The sequence below is a fragment of the Mesorhizobium sp. A623 genome (genome assembly GCF_054489405.1).
Genome location: NZ_JBTMXB010000018.1, coordinates 13,743 through 32,134, shown reverse-complemented (window position 1 = coordinate 32,134; position 18,392 = coordinate 13,743). Strand labels below are relative to the sequence as shown.

Genomic DNA, 18,392 nt, shown 5'->3' with positions numbered 1-18,392 from the left:
CCAGCGCCAACCCTGATAGGGAAAAACGACGAGTCGGCGCTGTAATTCTGGTTGCAGCGCGTTTCGTGCATTGGGACTGGCCATGGCAAAAATCATTGAAACGTCCACCGGCGCGCTGGCGCTTACCTTTGACGATGTGCTCTTGCAGCCCGGCCATTCCGAAGTGATGCCCGGCGAGACCAATATCAGCACGCGCATCGCCCGCGATATCGATCTCAACATCCCGATCCTGTCCGCCGCCATGGATACGGTGACCGAATCGCGCCTCGCCATCGCCATGGCGCAGGCTGGTGGCATTGGCGTCATTCACCGCAACTTTACGCCGGAAGAGCAGGCCGAACAGGTTCGCCAGGTTAAGAAGTTCGAATCGGGCATGGTCATAAACCCGGTGACCATCGGACCGGACGCGACCCTGGCCGATGCGCTTGGCCTGATGCGTAGCTACAGCATTTCGGGCATTCCTGTGGTCGAGAACGGCGGCACCGGCGGTCACAAATCGGGCCGCCTCGTCGGCATCCTAACCAACCGCGACGTGCGCTTCGCGTCGGATCCGGCGCAAAAAGTCTACGAACTGATGACCCGCGAGAACCTGATCACGGTCAAGGAGAACGTCGATCAGGACGAAGCCAAGCGCCTGTTGCACCAGCACCGCATCGAAAAGCTGGTGGTGGTCGACAAGCAAGGCAATTGCGTCGGTCTCATCACCGTCAAGGACATCGAGAAATCGCAGCTCAATCCCAACGCCAGCAAGGATGCGCAGGGACGCCTGCGCGCCGCAGCGGCCACCAGCGTCGGCGACGATGGCTTTGAGCGTGCCGAGCGCCTGATCGACGCGGGCGTGGACCTTCTGGTCATCGACACCGCACATGGGCACTCGCAGCGTGTTCTGGAAGCGGTAACGCGGGCGAAAAAGATCTCCAACTCCGTACGCATCCTGGCTGGCAACATCGCCACCGCCGAAGGCGCGCAGGCGCTCATCGATGCCGGCGCCGACGCCGTCAAGGTCGGCATCGGTCCGGGATCGATCTGCACGACTCGCATCGTCGCCGGTGTCGGCGTGCCACAATTGTCGGCGATCATGTCGGCGGTGGAAGTCGCCCAGAAATCCGATATTTCCGTCATTGCCGATGGGGGCATGAAGTTTTCCGGCGATCTTGCCAAGGCGCTTGCTGCCGGCGCGAGTGCCGCCATGATCGGCTCGCTGCTCGCCGGAACCGACGAAACGCCCGGCGAGGTCTATCTGCACCAGGGTCGCTCGTTCAAGGCCTATCGCGGCATGGGTTCCGTCGGCGCCATGGCGCGCGGCTCGGCTGATCGCTATTTCCAGGCCGAGGTCCGCGACACGCTGAAACTGGTGCCGGAAGGCATCGAAGGGCAGGTGCCTTACAAGGGGCCGGTGTCGGGCGTGCTGCACCAACTGGCCGGTGGTCTCAAGGCGGCGATGGGCTATGTCGGCGGTCATGACCTTGCCGATTTCCGCGAGCGCGCCACTTTCGTTCGCATAACGAATGCAGGTCTGCGCGAGAGCCATACGCATGATGTTACGATCACGCGCGAAAGCCCCAATTACCCCGGCGGCATGTGAGTAAGACCCGACAGGAGCGGCGCGGATGAACCCGATAGCTATTTTCTGGCCAATGGTCGCGCATGTCCTTCTGGTTTGCCTGGTCTATTGCCTGCTCGGCTGGCGGCGGCGCATTGCGATCGTCAGCGGTGCGGTGCGGGCAGGGCAGTTCAAGACGCGTTCAAGCGAGCCGGACATCAGCGCGACAGTCGCGGCCAATTTGATGAACCAGTTCGAATTGCCGGTGCTGTTTCATGTCGCGTGCCTGGCCTTCTTTGCGACCAACGGCGTTTCCTACGTGGCAGTCACGCTCGCCTGGCTGTTCGTGGTGGCGCGCTATGTCCATGCGTTCATCCACGTCGGCAGCAACAATCTACGCTACCGCAGCCCGGCTTTTGCCGCCGGGTTCCTGATCCTGGCCGCTATGTGGCTGTGGTTTGCGCTGCACCTGGCCGGTGCAGTCTGAGCCGTCAGAGATCGAACACCGCGATCTTGCGGTTGTCGAACTTGATGCCGACCTCGCCGCGCACCAACCGCAACGCTGCCTCGCCGAAAACGGCGCGTCGCCAGCCCTGCAGAGCTGGCACGTCGGCCTTTTCACCTTCGGCTGCGATATGATCGATGTCGTCGCTGCTGGCCAGAACCTTGGCCGCGACGCCCTCCTTGTCGGCGATGAGACGCAACAGCACCTTGAGCAACTCGGCAGCGGCGTTGGAGCCTTCCGGTGGCTGGAAGGGCTTCGGCAGCTTCGGCATCTCTTCCTTGGGCAGGTCGAGCGCTGAATTGACGGCCTCAAGCAGAGCCGCCGCTGTAGACGACCGCTCCCAGCCTTTGGGGATGGTGCGAAGCCTGGCAAGCGCGGTGACATCACGCGGCCCCTGCTGCGCGATTTCGTAGATGGCGTCGTCCTTCAGCACGCGCCCGCGCGGCACGTCGCGTTCGCGCGCCTCGCGCTCGCGCCATGCGGCAACGGCCTGCACCACCGCCAATTCCTGCGGCTTGCGCAGGCGCATCTTCAGCCGCTTCCAGGCATCCTCGGGCTTGGGATCGTAGGTATCGCGCGAGGTCAGAACCACCATCTCCTCGTTCAGCCAATGCGCGCGGTCCTCGCGCTCCAGCTGGGCGATCAAGTGCTGGTAGACGTCGATCAGATGCGTGACATCGGCCAGCGCATAATCCAGTTGCTTTTCGGACAGGGGCCGATGACGCCAGTCGGTGAAGCGCGACGACTTGTCGAGCTGCGTCTTGGTGATTTTATGGACAAGCTGGTCGTAGGAAACGCTATCGCCGAAACCACAGACCATGGCCGCGACCTGCGTGTCGAAGACCGGATGGGGAACCAGGTCGCCAAGATGGACGATGATTTCGATGTCCTGCCTTGCGGCATGGAAAACCTTGACGACCTTTTCATTCGCCATCAGCTCGAAAAACGGTTTTAGGTCGATCTCGGGCGACAGCGGATCGATAAGGGCGGTGACGCCGGGCGCGGCCATCTGGATCAGGCACAGAATCGGCCAGAATGTGGTTTCGCGAATGAATTCGGTATCGACGGTAACGAATTCGGATTTCTCGAACGCGGAGAGAACGGTTTCCAGCTCTCTTTGTGTAGTGATGACGTGCATCAAATCGCTTTTTTCATAATGGAGAGGTCTCTTTCCATTTCAGTCGATGGCGCTTTCGTCAAGCTTTGTGACCATACTGGTGACAAGCGGACCGCATTACCTTGACAAATAAGGTCTCTCATGCGCTTTTCCGCCCAATTTGGAACCACGCCGCAAGGCCATGGCTCGCACTTAACGCCCGGATTTTCCCCATGACAATGCATCGCTACCGTAGTCACACCTGCGCTCAATTGAGAAAGGAAGATGTCGGCTCGTCCGTTCGCCTTTCAGGCTGGGTCCACCGGGTGCGCGATCATGGCGGCTTGCTGTTCATCGATCTGCGTGACCATTACGGCCTGACGCAGATCGTCGCCGATCCCGACTCGCCAGCGTTCAAGATCGCCGAGACGGTGCGCGGCGAATGGGTGATCCGTGTCGATGGCGAGGTTAAGGCGCGGCTTGCCGAAACTGCCAACGCCAACCTGCCGACCGGCCAGATCGAGATTTTCGCACGCGAGATCGAAGTGCTGTCCGCTTCGAAGGAATTGCCGCTGCCGGTATTCGGCGAACCGGATTATCCGGAAGATATCCGCCTAAAGTACCGATTTATCGATCTGCGCCGCGATACGCTGCACAAAAATATCGTCCAGCGCACCAAGATCATCTCCGAAATGCGCAAGCGCATGGAAAGCGCCGGCTTCACCGAATTCTCGACACCGATCCTGACGGCATCCTCGCCGGAAGGCGCGCGCGACTTCCTGGTGCCGTCGCGTATCCATCCGGGCACGTTCTACGCACTGCCGCAGGCCCCGCAGCAGTACAAGCAGTTGATCATGGTGTCGGGCTTCGACCGCTATTTCCAGATCGCGCCCTGCTTCCGCGACGAAGATCCGCGCGCCGACCGCCTGCCGGGTGAATTCTACCAGCTCGACCTCGAAATGAGCTTTGTCGAGCAGGACGACGTGCTAGGCACGATGGAACCGGTGATGCGCGGCGTGTTCGAGGCTTTCGCGGACGGCAAGCCGGTGACGCAGACCTTCCGCCGTATTCCTTACGACGTTGCCATGCGTAAATACGGCTCCGACAAGCCGGATTTGCGCAACCCCATCGAGATGGAAGCCGTTTCCGATCATTTTCGCGACTCGGGGTTCAAGGTGTTCGCAAACATCCTGGCGAATGACGCCAAGGCCGAAGTATGGGCCATTCCGGCCAAGACCGGCGGCAGCAGAGCCTTTTGCGACCGCATGAATTCTTGGGCGCAGGGCGAAGGCCAGCCGGGGCTCGGCTACATCTTCTGGCGCAAGGAAGGCGAGAAGATCGAAGGGGCCGGCCCGCTTGCCAAAAACATCGGCGAAGAGCGCACGGAAGCCATTCGTCAGCAGCTTGGACTGGCCGAAGGCGACGCTGCCTTCTTCGTTGCCGGCGATCCGAAAAAATTCGTGGCATTCGCGGGTGCCGCACGTACGCGCGCCGGCGAGGAGTTGAACCTCGTTGACCGTGAGCGTTTCGAACTGTGCTGGATCATCGATTTCCCGTTCTACGAATGGAACGAGGACGAGAAGCGCGTTGACTTTGCCCACAACCCGTTCTCGATGCCGCAGGGCGGTCTCGACGCGTTGAACGGGCAGGACCCGCTCAGCCTCAAGGCATTCCAATACGACATGGTCTGCAACGGTTTCGAGATCGCGTCCGGAGGCATCCGCAACCATCTGCCGGAAACCATGGTCAAGGCGTTCGAAATTGTCGGACTGGATCGGCAGACGGTCGAGGATCGTTTTGGCGGCCTCTACCGCGCTTTCCAGTATGGCGCGCCGCCGCATGGTGGCATGGCGGCGGGCGTGGACCGGGTGGTCATGCTGTTGCTGGGCGCAAAGAACCTGCGCGAGATCACCATGTTCCCGATGAACCAGCAAGCCTACGACCTGTTGATGAGCGCGCCGGCCGAGGCAACGCCGCAGCAGCTTCGCGATCTTTCGCTGCGTGTCGCCGTCACCAAGAAGGAAGCCTGATTTTTTTCAGCGCGCCGGCTATGTGCTGGCGCTGAAAGTTCGGTCAGTGCCGCAACTGGCCTCTTGGCGCATAGCGGCCGTCCGGCGTCTTCTCGAACATTTCCCTGATCTGCGGATGGCGCACGGGCTCGCCCGTGTCGTCCTCCAGCAGGTTCTGTTCGGAAACATAGGCGACGTATTCCGTTTCCGAGTTCTCGGCCAGCAAGTGATAGAATGGCTGATCCTTGCGCGGCCGAACATCGGCGGGGATGGCGTCGTACCATTCCTGCGTGTTCGCAAACTCCGGGTCGACGTCAAAAACCACGCCCCGAAACGCAAACAGCCGGTGGCGCACTACCTGCCCGATCGAAAATTTGGCCGTTTTCATCATACTCATCCTACTAACCAATTCTATTTGGCGCAGACATCGCGGCTTTTCAATGCTGTCCGGGCTTGACGCGGGTTCGACCCTCGGGTTAGCCGCGATACCTCGCATCGTCAGGAAACGCCATGTCGGAAGTCATCGGCCTCGTTCTTCCATTCTTCGGCCTGATCTTCCTCGGCTTCCTCGTGGCACGCATTACGCGCCAGCCGCTGGAAGCGCTCGGCTGGATGAATACCTTCGTCATCTATCTGGCGCTGCCTGCCTTGTTCTTCCAATTGCTCGCCAAGACGCCGTTCGAACAATTGACGGAATGGCGCTTCATCGCCGGTTCGGTCCTTTCCACCTTTGCGATATTTATGATGATGTTTGCCGGCTCGTTGCTGGTTTCGCGAGGCGAAATAGCGGAATCGACCATCAAGGGGTTGGCCGCGGCCTATGGCAATATCGGCTATATGGGGCCGGGGCTTGCAATTCTGGCATTCGGGGACGCGGCAGCTGTGCCGGTGGCGCTGATCTTCTGCTTCGAAAACATCATGCACTTCACCATTTTGCCGATGATGATGGCGCTGTCCGGCGACGACAAGAGTTCGCCGACACAACTGGTGGCATCGGTTCTGAAAAGGATAGTGCTGCATCCCTTCATCATCGCCACCGCATTCGGCGTTGCAGCGGCATTCTTTGCCCTCAAGCCGCCGGTGGCGATTGAGCGCCTGCTCGTTTACCTTTCGAGCGCGGCAGCACCCTGTGCCCTGTTTGCCATGGGCGTTACGCTGGCGCTGAGGCCGCTGAAAAGGGTGCCGCACGAAATGGCCCCGCTCGCCATCTTGAAACTCATCGTGCATCCGCTGCTTTGCTACGTCGTTTTGAGCGCAATCGGCGATTTTTCGCAAACCTGGCTGTTTTCGGCGGTGCTTCTGGCAGCGCTGCCGACGGCGACGAATGTCTTTGTGATGGCCCAGCAATATCAGGTCTGGGAGCAGCGTGCCTCCGCCAGCGTGCTTATCACGACGTGCTTGTCGGTCGTAACGGTAACAGGCCTGCTTTACGCCATCACGCACGGCATCTTGCCGCCGGACCTATTTCCGTAGCCTGCCGGTCATGGCGGCAAAGCCGCTTCCTGGCCGCAACCCTTCGCGCATGAAGAAAGCGCGAAGCGGCGTCAGGGCACCTAGAACGCCGAGGCCGGCGCTGCGGGCCAACTGGGCAGGCAGCATATCGGACAGCAGCGACCGGTTGAGCAGGTTGACCGCGCTGGAACGCGCCAGAATGTCGGGGCGACGCTTCCGGTCGTAGAAAGCAAGTGCCTTGGCTGCACCTGGGTCGGTACGATTTTGACAAGCAATCCCAATGAGATCGTCGATGTCTCTTATGCCAAGGTTCAGGCCCTGTGCGCCGATCGGGGGGAACACATGCGCGGCCTCGCCGACCAGAGCCACGCGGTTTTGTGCAAAGCACCTGGGTGTGACCGCCGAAAGCGGGTAAATCTGCCGTCCAGGCTCTATCGTCACGCGGCCGAGCATGGACTGCATTTTCTCTTCGACCCGAATTGAAAGGGTCGCATCGTCCAGTGCGGCGAGATCCTTGGCCGTCTCGGGCTCTACGACCCAGACAAGGCTGGAGCGGTTGCCGGGCAGGGGAACCTGCGTGAAAGGGCCGGTTTCGGTATGGAATTCGGTCGAGGTAAAGGCGTGCTCACGGCCATGGCCGAAGTTGAGCACAAGCGCCGCCTGCGGGTAGGTGCGGATCGAAGTGCCGATACCGGCGGCCTGGCGGGCAGGCGACAGCCGCCCATCCGCCGCGACCGCCAGTTGGGCGGAAACCTCGCTGCCATCCGGCAGCACGGCGACGGCCTGCTCGGCTTCAAGGCGCCATGAGGCAACGAGGGACTTTTGCCAATGGATTGCAGGATGCGCGGATACCGCGGCGGCCAGCGCCGGCACAAGAGCGCTGTTCGGCAAATTCAGCCCGAACCGTTCTTCACCGATCTCGCTGGCCCGAAAAGTGACGACCGGGCTGCGGATAAGCCTGCCGGTCGCATCGACGATCCGCATGATTTTCAGCGGCGCTGCCTGATCAACCAATCGATCGAGCACGCCGATGGAATCGAGGACGGAAAGCGCCGGGTTCATCAGTGCGGTCGTGCGGCCATCGGCAACAGCCGCTTCCGGGCCGATCAGCGTGATGGAAAAGTCGGCGTGGGCCAGGCCAAGGGCGGCGATCAGGCCCGCCGGGCCGGTCCCTGCAACCAGAATTTGCGCTGTCTTGTGGCTAGCCAAGGTCGATCATCCGCATTGCGTTGCAGGTACGGTCTGGTCACCGAACCCTATGCCTTTGCATATAGGGTGTTTGCCGAGGCTTGATCAACGTGGACGGGCGGTTAAATCTGGCGCAATGATCCGTGCCTAATCGGGTTTGCGAGAGCTATTCCCCTTGTCCGGGCACGGGGGCTGCTGTTTAGTCTTCCTGCTAAGGGACGAACAGGCAAATTGGCGGTGACCGTGCGCAAGACAACACGCAGCAAGAAGATCGCCGACCGGATTCCTCGGCCCAAGAAGAAAGTGACATGGCCGCAGGCGAAGGCCTTTTCGGTCCATCTTCTTACCGCGTCGGGTTCGTTTCTGGCATTCCTGTCGCTGGTCGCGGCCAGCGAAGAGCGCTGGACGGCCATGTTCTGGTGGCTTGGCCTTGCACTGTTCGTCGACGGCATCGACGGGCCGATCGCGCGCAAGCTGGAGGTGAAGGAGATTCTGCCGACATGGTCGGGTGAGTTGCTCGACAACATTATCGACTATGTGACCTACGTGCTCATCCCGGCTTTCGCGCTCTACCAGTTCGGCCTGATGGGCGAAAAACTCTCGTTCCTGTCCGCCGCGATCATCGTCGTTTCGAGCGCGATCTACTATGCCGATACCGGCATGAAGACCAAGGAGAACTTCTTCAAGGGCTTCCCCGTGGTCTGGAACATGGTGGTGTTTACGCTCTTTGTCATCGGGCCGGGCGAATGGCCTTCCTTCGCCGTGGTGGTGATCGCCGGTCTCTTGACGTTCGTTCCGATCAACTTCCTGCACCCGGTCCGGGTCAAGCGGCTGCGGCCGGTCAACCTGACCATCACCCTGCTCTGGTGCGGGTTCGGTGTCCTGGCGCTGGCTGAATCAGCGCTGGCGCAGTTCTACAGCCAGATCGGGGTGCTTGCAGAAAACGTCAGCCTTTTCACGAAGATAGGGATAGCTGCAACGGGCCTCTACCTCTTCTGCATCGGCGGCATCATGCAGTTTTTCCCGAACCTCGGCGCCAAAAAAAACTGAGCGCGGCTTCACCATGAAAACAGCGGCGGAACACCGTCCCTGACGCTTGAGTTTTCGCTGAAAATCTTGAAGCTCTTTCAACCCGTGTCCCACTTTGCCTAAATGCAAAGCCGCGCCTACGATGCTTCCGGGAACGCAGAACATGTCTGGTAACAGATGGGAGGCACTGTGAGTGCACAACATGACGCCGCCAACCTCCTTGAGGTTCGTGGGCTGACGAAGATATTCGGTACGCTTACCGCTTGCGATCATATCAATCTCGACATCGCCAAAGGTGAGATTCACGCGCTTCTCGGCGAAAACGGCGCCGGCAAATCCACGCTTGTCAAAATGCTGTTCGGATCGCTCGAACCGCATTCCGGCGAGATATTCTGGAACGGCGAAGCGGTGCGGATCGCCAACCCCGGCGCTGCGAAAAAACTGGGCATCGGCATGGTGTTCCAGCATTTTTCGCTGTTCGAAGCGCTGACGGCTGCCGAGAACATCGCGCTGTCGCTGGATGACGGCTCGCCCATCGGCAGTATTGCGGCCAAGGCGAGGGCGCTTTCCTACAGCTATGGCCTGCCGCTCGACCCGGACTCGCTGGTTGGCGACCTGTCGGTCGGCGAGCGCCAGCGCATCGAGATCATCCGCTGCCTGTTGCAGACGCCGCAACTCATCATTCTGGACGAGCCGACTTCGGTGCTGACACCGCAGGAAGCGGACAAATTGTTCGAAACGCTCGAGCGTCTGCGGGCTGAGGGCAAGTCGATCCTCTACATTTCGCACCGGCTGGAAGAGGTGAAGCGCATCTGCGACCGCGCTACCGTGCTACGCCACGGCAAGGTGGTCGGTCACTGCAATCCGCGTGAGGAAACGGCATCGTCCCTGGCGCGCATGATGGTCGGCAACGAGGTTCAGGCGATCGTGCGTGCGCCGGCCGAAGGGATCGACCAGGCGCAAACCCTGCTGGAAATCAAAAATCTCAGCCGCAAGCCGGCAACGCCTTTCTCCATTCCCTTGCGTAACATCAACCTGAGTGTCCGCGCCGGCGAGGTGATCGGCATCGCAGGCGTCGCAGGCAACGGCCAGGGCGAATTTTTCGAAACGATTTCTGGCGAGGTGCGGCAGGCGGATCGCGCTTCGGTGCGCATTCGGGGCAAGGATGCCGGCGACCTGAACATCACGGGCCGGCGGCTTCTGGGTGCGGCTTTTGTGCCGGAGGAACGGCTGGGTCATGGCACGGCCCCCAACATGAAGCTCTCCGAAAACCTGCTCCTGTCGCGCCATGCCACAGACGCAAAGGCTTTCGTCGGCGCTGCCGGATTGATCAAGGCGGACGCGGTCTATGGATCGGCGCAGCGCATCATCAAGGAAATGGACGTGCGCAAGAGCGCGCCGGACCCTGAAGCGGCAGCCCTGTCCGGCGGTAATCTACAAAAATTCATCGTTGGCCGCGAACTCGACCGCGCCCCCGCTGTCATGGTGGTGAACCAGCCGACATGGGGCGTCGATGCCGGTGCCGCCGCTCATATCCGGCAGGCGCTTATCGAACTGGCGCGAAAAGGATCGGCCGTACTGGTCATCAGCCAGGACCTCGACGAATTGTTCGAGATATCCGATGCAATCGCCGTCATGCACGACGGCTCCCTGTCGAAGCCGATGCCGGTTGCCGAAGCGACATTCGAAAAAATCGGATTGCTGATGGGTGGCGCCGAACCTGGCCATTCCGAACACGCGCTGGAGACGGCATGATGCGCCTCGAACTCGTCAAACGCCCGCAGCGCTCGATGCTGTTTTCAATGCTGTCGCCATTCATCGCCTTTTTGCTGACGATGATAGTGGGCGGAATCCTGTTCGCATTTCTCGGCGTCAACCCCGTCAAGGGGCTGTACACCTACTTTATCTCGCCGGTGACGGAAGTCTGGCAGTTGCATGAACTGGCCATCAAGGCGGCTCCGCTGATCCTGATCGCGGTCGGCCTGTCCGTCTGCTACAAGGCCAATATCTGGAACATCGGCGCCGAAGGCCAGTTCATCCTTGGCGGCATTGTCGGATCGATCATCCCGGTGATGTACCCCGATTTCCAAGGCCCGCTGGTCCTGCCGCTGATGTTGCTGCTAGGTATGGTGGGCGGTGCCGCCTATGCCGCCATCCCGGCCTTCCTGAAAGCTCGCTTCAACACCAACGAAATCCTGACCAGCCTCATGCTGGTCTATGTCGCGCAGCTTTTGCTTGACTGGATGGTGCGTGGGCCGTGGCGCGATCCGAAGGGCTTCAACTTCCCCCAGACCGTGCTGTTCAGCGATTCCGCGACCTTGCCGGAGATTTTCCCGGCCGCCGGCCGCGCCAATTGGGGCTTCGTCTTCGCTCTGGTGGCAGCCGTGCTGGTGTGGATCCTGATGAGCAAGACGCTCAAGGGCTTTGAAATTCGCGTGCTTGGGTCGAGCCCCAGGGCAGGGCGCTTCGCCGGCTTCGGCTTCAACAAGATGGTGTTTTTCGCCTTCATGCTCTCAGGCGCATTGGCAGGTCTGGCCGGAATTTCCGAAGTTTCCGGCGCGATCGGTCAGTTGCAGCCTTCGATTTCACCCGGATATGGCTTTGCCGCAATCATCGTGGCGTTCCTTGGCCGCCTTAATCCGCTCGGCATCGTGGCGGCTGGTCTGGTGCTGGGGCTGACCTATCTCGGCGGTGAAGCCGCACAGACCGCCTTGGGCGTTTCCGACAAGGTGGCGCGCGTATTTCAGGGCATGCTTTTGTTCTTTGTTCTGGGCTGCGACACACTCATCCATTATCGCATTCGGCTGGTTGGCCTGACGGCTTCACCAACCGTTGAGGAGGCACGCTGATGGACATCACCGTCAATATCCTGATGACCATTGTCACGGCAGCCACGCCGCTGTTGATCGCGGCAATCGGCGAACTGGTGGTCGAGCGCTCCGGCGTTCTCAATCTCGGCGTCGAGGGTATGATGATCATGGGGGCCGTCGGTGGCTTCGGTGCGGCCTACTACACCGGATCGCCCTGGATCGGCATGCTGGCAGCCATTGCCTTGGGTGCAGCATTCTCGCTGCTTTTTGCCGTGATGACACTGACGCTCGCGACCAATCAGGTGGCGACGGGCTTGTCGCTGACCATTCTTGGCCTCGGCCTCTCCGGCATGATGGGCACGGGCTTTGTCGGCCTGCCCGGAGAAAGGCTGCCCAATCTCGACATTCCTGGCCTGACCTCGATCCCCGTCATCGGCCGGCTGCTGTTCGGCCAGGACCCGATCTTCTACATCTCGATCGCGCTGACCGCAGCCGTCATGTGGTTCCTGTTTCGCACGCGCAGCGGCCTGACCTTGCGTTCCATCGGCGACAGCCACGGCTCCGCCCATGCGCTTGGTATCAAGGTTATCCGCTACCGCTATCTGGCCGTCATCTTCGGTGGCGCATGCGCCGGATTGGCTGGTGGCCATCTGTCTCTGGTATACACGCCGCAATGGGTGGAAAACATGAGTTCGGGACGCGGCTGGATCGCTTTGGCGCTGGTGGTTTTCGCCTCCTGGCGGCCTTGGCGGGTTCTGGCCGGCGCCTATATTTTCGGCGCCATCTGGATCGGCCAATTGCATATCCAGGCAATCGACCTTGCCGACTTTGTCGGCGCGCCCTGGATCGCCTACAAGTTGATGGAAATCATAAAATCCTTCCCCCCGCAGCTTCTTTCTTCGCTGCCCTATCTGGCAACCGTGGTGGTTCTCGTTCTAATCTCGCGTAACAAGCGCCTGACGATGATGAACACGCCTGCTTCGCTAGGGCAGCCATTCGTCCCGGACCGCTGACGACGATAGACGAACCACAGGCGTAGAGATTAATACGGAGAGGTAACCTAATGAAAAAACTACTCGTTGCGTTGATGACGACCACCGCTGCCGTTTCAATGGCGGTGAGCGCACAAGCCCAGGAAAAGCTGAAAGCCTGCTGGGTCTATGTCGGCCCGATCGGCGACTTCGGCTATTCCTACCAGCACGATCAGGGGCGTCTCGAGGTCGAGAAGGAATTGGGTGACAAGGTCGAGACGGCCTATCTGGAAAACGTCGCGGAAGGTCCGGACGCCGAACGCGCTTTCGAGCGTCTGGCTCGCGAGGGTTGCAAGATCATCTTCGGCACTTCCTTCGGCTTCATGGACCCGGAAGTGAAGGTTGCCAAGAAGTTCCCCGACATCAAGTTCGAGCACGCCACCGGCTACAAGACCGCCGACAATCTCGGTATCTACAACGCCCGTTTCTATGAAGGCCGCTACGTGATGGGCCAGATCGCGGCCAAGGAATCGAAAACCGGTGTTGCCGGTTACATCGTGTCCTTCCCGATCCCCGAAGTGGTGATGGGCATCAATGCTTTCATGCTCGGTGCGCATTCCATCAATCCGGAATTCAAGGCGAAGATCGTGTGGGTGAACTCCTGGTTCGATCCGGGCAAGGAAGCCGATGCCGCCAAGGCGCTGTTCGACCAGGGTGCCGACATCATCACCCAGCACACCGATTCGACCGCAGCCCTTCAGGTCGCGGAAGAACGCGGCCTGCATGGCTTCGGCCAGTCGTCCGACATGATCAAGTTCGCGCCGAAAGCGCAGCTTACCGCCAACACGGACAATTGGGGGCCGTACTACGTCTCGCGCGTCAAGGCTGTTCTGGATGGCACCTGGAAGTCGGATAATGTCTGGCTGGGCATCAAGGACGACGCCGTCCATCTTTCCCCGTTCACCAACATGTCCGACGAGACGAAGGCAATGGCGGTGGCGACCGAAAAGAAGATCGCCGACGGCTGGAACCCCTTCACCGGCCCGATTGCCAAGCAGGACGGCACGCCGTGGCTGAAGGACGGCGAAGTTGCCGACGATGCCACGCTGCTCGGCATGAATTTCTACGTCAAGGGCGTCGACGACAAGCTTCCGCAATAAGCGGCACGCCTGAGCACAAAGATGAAAAGGGCGCTCAACGGCGCCCTTTTTGTTGGGCGGAGATAATCGCTCTCAAGGTGGTGACTTGAGGTCAGGGGCGACCGCACGGGGATAATGCGACATGAGACCGATACAAGCCGCCTTCCACATAGAAGTGCGCTGCACGATTTGAACGGCTCTTTACACGGTGTGATCTAAACCGCTGTGTGATGCTCGCCATTGCAGCGAAACCGGTTACCGCTTGCGGGCGACACGCCTCAGCCGCGCTGATTGATCAGGTCTCGATGTGCTTGGAAAGAACTGGTACGCCCAAGGGAAGGGCAATCATTCAATGAAATCAAGAGCATAGCGTGCTTAACCTACGCAAAACGCTCCATTGAGTCGTTTGATGTTTTTCCGTCTTCGCTTAACCGAATGGACGAATCACCAAAAGGAAAAGCCGCCGCGACTGGCATCGCGAACGGCTTTGATAGGGTCTTCACAACCCAATATAGCGCAGCGGTCGTCGGTGCGCAATGAACATCGCACAGACTGTCTGCCTCGCCCTCACGGGCGACCTGAAATCTATGTTGGCGGGAAATAACGCCTGCCTCGTTCCCGGTCCCAGCCATGGGAAAGATGATCGCTCGCTGTCCGTGAAGAACGATCCGGCGAATGCGGAAGGCTTCGTCGTCAACAGCTTCGCCGAAGACGATCCGACCGCGTGCCGTGATTATGTACGCGAAGCCGCTGGCCTGCCCGCATGGGAACCCACGAGGAAGGAACGTCCTGCCGATCCGCAGTTCGTCTATCGCGACCAGAACGGAGAGCCGTATCTCCGCGTGACCAAGGTCTATCGCGACGGCAAAAAGTCGTTCTATCAGCACTCGTGGAACGGAACGGCATGGGTCAAGGGCGCGCAACAGGTCCGCATTCCTTATCGCCTGCCGGAAGTGATCGCGGCCGACACCATCTATATTGTCGAGGGCGAAAAGGACGCCGACCGTCTCGCCGGTCTCGGACTGGTCGCAACGTCCGCGCCGGAAGGTGCCGGGAAATGGCGTGACGAGTTGAATCACTGGTTCACCGGCAAGACCGTGGTGATCCTCGCTGACAACGACGAACCCGGCCAGAAACACGCCGATCAAGTAGAGGGGGCCTTGCGGGGGAATGCCGCGTCGGTCCGGTCGGTTCACTTCCCCATGCTGCCGGAAAAGGGCGATGTGTCCGACTGGCTCGACATGGGGAACGCCAAGGCCGAGCTTCTGGCCTATGTCGAACTTCCCCAAAATATTGTGGAGGTAGAGCCCGCACGCCTGACCAGCTTCAACGCCCTCGACCTCATGGGGATGGAGTTCGCGCCTGTCCGCTACGTTGTTCCCGGCTACGTTTCCGAAGGCTGCACCATCCTTGCGGGCGCACCGAAGCTAGGGAAAAGCTGGCTGGTCCTGCAAGCCGCTATGGCGGTTGCGCGTGGCACCAACTGTCTAGGCGGCACATGCGAGCAGGGCGATGTTCTCTATCTGGCGCTGGAGGATAACCCGCGCCGCCTGAAAGAGCGCCTTATCATGCAGAACCCGCTGGACAGGATGCTCGGCCTGAAAATGCCCGCTTGCCTTCAGTTCGAGACCGAATGGCCGCAGGCTGATCGAGGGGGCATTGCCAAGATCGAGGAATGGCTGAAGGCGCATTCGAATGCGAAGCTCGTCATCATCGACGTGCTGAAGATGTTTCGCGCCGCTCGCAAGGGCAACAAGAATGCCTACGACCTCGACTATGAGGATATCCGACCGCTGACCCGGCTCGCCGGTATCTACAAGGTCGCGATCATCATAGTCCACCACACCAACAAGGGCGCTCATACCGCTGACCCGTTCGACCGCGTGAGCGGCACTGGCGGTATCAGCGGCGCGGCTGACGCCACCTTGACGCTGGAACGGAACGAAGCGGGCTTGATCGAGCTATACGGTCGAGGGCGCGATATCGAAGAAATCGAGACTGCCGTTTCATTCGACAAGGCCACCTGCACATGGAGCGTGCGCGGCGATGCAGCGGAGGTCAGCATGTCCGACACCGCCGCAAAGATCGTCAGGGCCATGAGGGAAGCAGACGAGCCAATGGGGCCGACCGCCATCGCTACCGATACCGGCATCAAGGCCGTGACCGTGCGCCAGCATCTTCCCCGCCTCGCCAAGGAAGGCAAGATCGAGAAGGAAGGCCGGGGATTGTGGGTGATCGCCGGGAAAGTAACAGCGCCCTCTAACCCCCCGTTACTTTCGTTACAAACGTCACAACCCGAATCCCCCGATGATGAAAGTAACGAAAGTAACGAAAGTAATGAGGGGGTTGAGAGCCTGTTACATTCGCCCGTTTCAGCCTCCAACTCCTATCTGGCCGCGCGGGATGGCGAAGTTCCGGTCGGGGGAGATCGCCATCATGTCGGGATGGTCGGTAACGACGATCACCCTTCCCCTCGTGGCCCACTATCCACGGTGGATAGTGACGACGACTTCGATCCATCGACGCTGACCTTCCTCAAGCGGGGTGCAGCATGAGCGCGTGGCCCTATAACACCGGCACATGGCAGGCCTTGCGCCGTGCCAAGCTTTCCGACCAACCCCTTTGCGAGGCGTGTCTGCGGAGGGAAGTGGTCGAGCCTGCCATCGCGGTCGACCATATCGAGGCCATCGAGAAAGGCGGGGAACCATTCCCGCCGCTCTCCGATCTGATGAGCATGTGCCTGCCTTGTCACAACAGCAAGACCAACGCCGTCGATCATCCTAACGCGTCGGGCTTCAGGCGGGCACTCAAGGGCTTTGATACGGAGGGCAACCCTATCGACCCGGAAGGCTGGGACGCACCAGCGGGGCGCTGTGGCCCGCCAGCGGCATCGAGCGACACCGGGGCCTTCGCAGGACCAGGATCGACGGGCTATGGACCGGCGTGGGAGTCGAGAAAAGACTTAGTTTCATTTTTATTGAACAATGAAGCTGAAAACATCAAGGAAATTGAACAATGGGTTTAAGGGGACCGGGCGCAAAGCCCAAGGGAAAAAGCGGCATCCTGTCGCCAAAGCTGCGCAAGCGTCTGCCATGGGAAAAGAAAGGCCTGTCTCGCGTCGAGCGTGTCATCGCCTTCCTCGAAGACCTACCCGTTACGGCGGGAAAGATGGCCGGCACGAAGATGGTTGTCCGGGATTGGCAGCGTGAGTTTCTGGAGGCGGTATATAAAGAAGACGAAAACGGAAATCGTCCGGTTCGGACGGCCGTTTTGTCGATGGCTCGGAAAAACGGAAAAACTGGAATCGCGGCGGGTCTGGCTCTCTGTCACCTCGCCGGCCCTGAAGCCGAACCGCGCGGGGAATGCTATGCGGCCGCGAATGACCGTTTCCAGGCCGGTAAAATGTTCGCGGAAATGGTCGCCATCATAGGCCAGCACCCGGAACTGGAGGCGCGCTGCAATGTCATCCGGTTCCGAAAAGAGATCGAAGTGCTGGAAGGCGCTGGCAAAGGCTCGATCTTCGCCGCTCTGTCATCGGACGCCACGACCAAGTTAGGCTTGTCGCCATCGTTTACCGTGGTCGATGAATTGGGCTATGCACCGAAACGCGATCTATACGACGCGCTGGACAGTGCGATGGGTGCCCGCGACAATCCCCTCCTCGTGGCCATCTCCACGCAAGCGCCCGACGACAACCATGTCTTTTCTACGCTGATCGATTACGGGCTGAAGGTGAACGCTGGCGAGGTGGTCGATCCGTCCTTCCACCTAACCTTGTTTGCGGCACCGGAAGGCGACGATCCGATGGCGCGCGAAACGTGGCTGAAGGCCAATCCCGCGCTGGGCGACTTCCGATCCGAGGAAGACGTGGCCCGGCAAGCACAACAGGCCGAACGCATTCCGTCGAAGATGCAGGATTTCCGCAATAAGATATTGAACCAGCGAGTCGCCGCTCACGTCCGGTTCATCGCCAAAGCCGAATGGGACGCCTGCAATGGTGAGGTGGACCTATTGGCCCTGAAAGGTCGGCCCTGTTTCGGTGGTCTGGACCTCAGCGCCGCGCGCGATCTGACAGCCTGGGTGCTGATCTTCCCGATGGATGACGGGACCATGCACGTCTTGCCGCGGTTCTTTCTGCCGGAGAACGGTATTGCCGATAAGTCGGACGCGGATCGAGTTCCTTATGACGTATGGGCGCGGCAGGCGCTTATCACGCTGATCCCCGGCTCGACCATCGATCCCGGTTTCGTTGCGGAGGCGATGGCGGAAGACGCTGCCCGGTTCGATATACAGGCCGTCGCTTATGACCGCTGGCGCATCGAAGACCTGAAACGCGAGCTTTCCGGCATCGGCGCGGAAATGAACCTTGTTCCTCATGGGCAAGGTTTCAAAGATATGTCGCCAGCGGTCGACGTGCTGGAGCGGTCGGTCGCGGAAGCCAAGCTGCGGCATGGCGGCAATCCGGTCCTGACGATGTGCGCTGCGAACGCGGTCATAACAAAAGACCCGGCTGGAGGTCGGAAACTGGACAAGGCGAAAGCTGCGGGCAGGATTGATGGACTGGTCGCGCTCGCAATGGCACAGTCGATTGCGGCTCGGTTCGAGCCGGAAACATTGCCGGCGTGTTTAATGGCGGCTTAGGGGGCTTGG

Annotated in this window: 15 protein-coding genes; 12 read left to right on the top strand and 3 right to left on the bottom strand. The window is 60.2% G+C overall.

Annotated elements, in window-relative coordinates; all coding sequences use genetic code 11:
* The first annotated feature begins 82 nt into the window (after positions 1-82).
* A complete protein-coding gene (gene guaB, locus ACX3P1_RS17985) occupies positions 83-1,585 on the top strand; it encodes an IMP dehydrogenase (protein WP_459080980.1) in 1,503 nt (500 codons plus the stop codon).
* Between the two features lie 25 nt (positions 1,586-1,610).
* Positions 1,611-2,030, top strand: a complete 420-nt coding sequence (locus ACX3P1_RS17980; RefSeq protein ID WP_459080979.1) for an MAPEG family protein — start codon at positions 1,611-1,613, stop codon at positions 2,028-2,030.
* A gap of 4 nt (positions 2,031-2,034) precedes the next feature.
* On the opposite strand, the gene rnd is transcribed toward ACX3P1_RS17980, so the two are convergent.
* Positions 2,035-3,186, bottom strand: a complete 1,152-nt coding sequence (gene rnd / locus ACX3P1_RS17975; protein ID WP_459080978.1) for a ribonuclease D — start codon at positions 3,184-3,186, stop codon at positions 2,035-2,037.
* Positions 3,187-3,377: 191 nt separating this feature from the next.
* Between rnd and aspS the strand changes: the two genes are divergently transcribed.
* Positions 3,378-5,174: an aspartate--tRNA ligase gene (gene aspS / locus ACX3P1_RS17970; protein ID WP_459080977.1), complete on the top strand. Its 1,797-nt coding sequence runs from the start codon at positions 3,378-3,380 to the stop codon at positions 5,172-5,174.
* Between the two features lie 43 nt (positions 5,175-5,217).
* Here aspS and hspQ read toward each other — a convergent pair whose 3' ends face one another.
* Positions 5,218-5,541, bottom strand: coding sequence for a heat shock protein HspQ (gene hspQ, locus ACX3P1_RS17965; protein ID WP_459081040.1), 324 nt, complete (start codon positions 5,539-5,541; stop codon positions 5,218-5,220).
* 122 nt (positions 5,542-5,663) lie between these two features.
* Between hspQ and ACX3P1_RS17960 the strand changes: the two genes are divergently transcribed.
* Positions 5,664-6,626: an AEC family transporter gene (locus ACX3P1_RS17960; RefSeq protein WP_459080976.1), complete on the top strand. Its 963-nt coding sequence runs from the start codon at positions 5,664-5,666 to the stop codon at positions 6,624-6,626.
* Here the strand turns inward: ACX3P1_RS17960 and ACX3P1_RS17955 are convergent.
* Positions 6,615-7,814 carry a UbiH/UbiF family hydroxylase gene (locus tag ACX3P1_RS17955; protein ID WP_459080975.1) on the bottom strand — a complete coding sequence of 400 codons (1,200 nt, stop codon included), beginning with the start codon at positions 7,812-7,814 and terminating at the stop codon, positions 6,615-6,617. The two genes, ACX3P1_RS17960 and ACX3P1_RS17955, sit on opposite strands and share 12 nt — an antisense overlap.
* A gap of 222 nt (positions 7,815-8,036) precedes the next feature.
* Here ACX3P1_RS17955 and pcsA point away from each other — a divergent pair, with 222 nt between their 5' ends.
* From pcsA to ACX3P1_RS17915, 8 genes are all read left to right on the top strand, one after another.
* Positions 8,037-8,843 carry a phosphatidylcholine synthase gene (gene pcsA, locus ACX3P1_RS17950; protein ID WP_459080974.1) on the top strand — a complete coding sequence of 269 codons (807 nt, stop codon included), beginning with the start codon at positions 8,037-8,039 and terminating at the stop codon, positions 8,841-8,843.
* Positions 8,844-8,999: 156 nt separating this feature from the next.
* The gene (locus tag ACX3P1_RS17945; protein ID WP_459080973.1) at positions 9,000-10,577 is read left to right on the top strand and encodes an ABC transporter ATP-binding protein; all 1,578 of its coding nucleotides are present in this window, start codon (positions 9,000-9,002) and stop codon (positions 10,575-10,577) included.
* On the top strand, positions 10,574-11,671 hold the full coding sequence (locus tag ACX3P1_RS17940) for an ABC transporter permease (protein WP_459080972.1): 1,098 nt from the start codon (positions 10,574-10,576) through the stop codon (positions 11,669-11,671). The genes ACX3P1_RS17945 and ACX3P1_RS17940 overlap by 4 nt, the downstream gene beginning before the upstream one ends.
* Entirely contained in the window at positions 11,671-12,645 is a 975-nt protein-coding gene (locus ACX3P1_RS17935; protein ID WP_459080971.1) for an ABC transporter permease, read from the top strand. Before ACX3P1_RS17940 ends, ACX3P1_RS17935 begins: the two co-directional genes overlap by 1 nt.
* A 50-nt stretch (positions 12,646-12,695) precedes the next feature.
* The gene (locus tag ACX3P1_RS17930; RefSeq protein WP_459080970.1) at positions 12,696-13,763 is read left to right on the top strand and encodes a BMP family ABC transporter substrate-binding protein; all 1,068 of its coding nucleotides are present in this window, start codon (positions 12,696-12,698) and stop codon (positions 13,761-13,763) included.
* Positions 13,764-14,278: 515 nt separating this feature from the next.
* Positions 14,279-16,297: an AAA family ATPase gene (locus ACX3P1_RS17925; protein ID WP_459080969.1), complete on the top strand. Its 2,019-nt coding sequence runs from the start codon at positions 14,279-14,281 to the stop codon at positions 16,295-16,297.
* Positions 16,294-16,767, top strand: coding sequence for an HNH endonuclease signature motif containing protein (locus tag ACX3P1_RS17920; RefSeq protein WP_459080968.1), 474 nt, complete (start codon positions 16,294-16,296; stop codon positions 16,765-16,767). Before ACX3P1_RS17925 ends, ACX3P1_RS17920 begins: the two co-directional genes overlap by 4 nt.
* A complete protein-coding gene (locus tag ACX3P1_RS17915; protein WP_459080967.1) occupies positions 16,758-18,383 on the top strand; it encodes a terminase large subunit in 1,626 nt (541 codons plus the stop codon). The genes ACX3P1_RS17920 and ACX3P1_RS17915 overlap by 10 nt, the downstream gene beginning before the upstream one ends.
* Positions 18,384-18,392 lie beyond the last annotated feature (9 nt).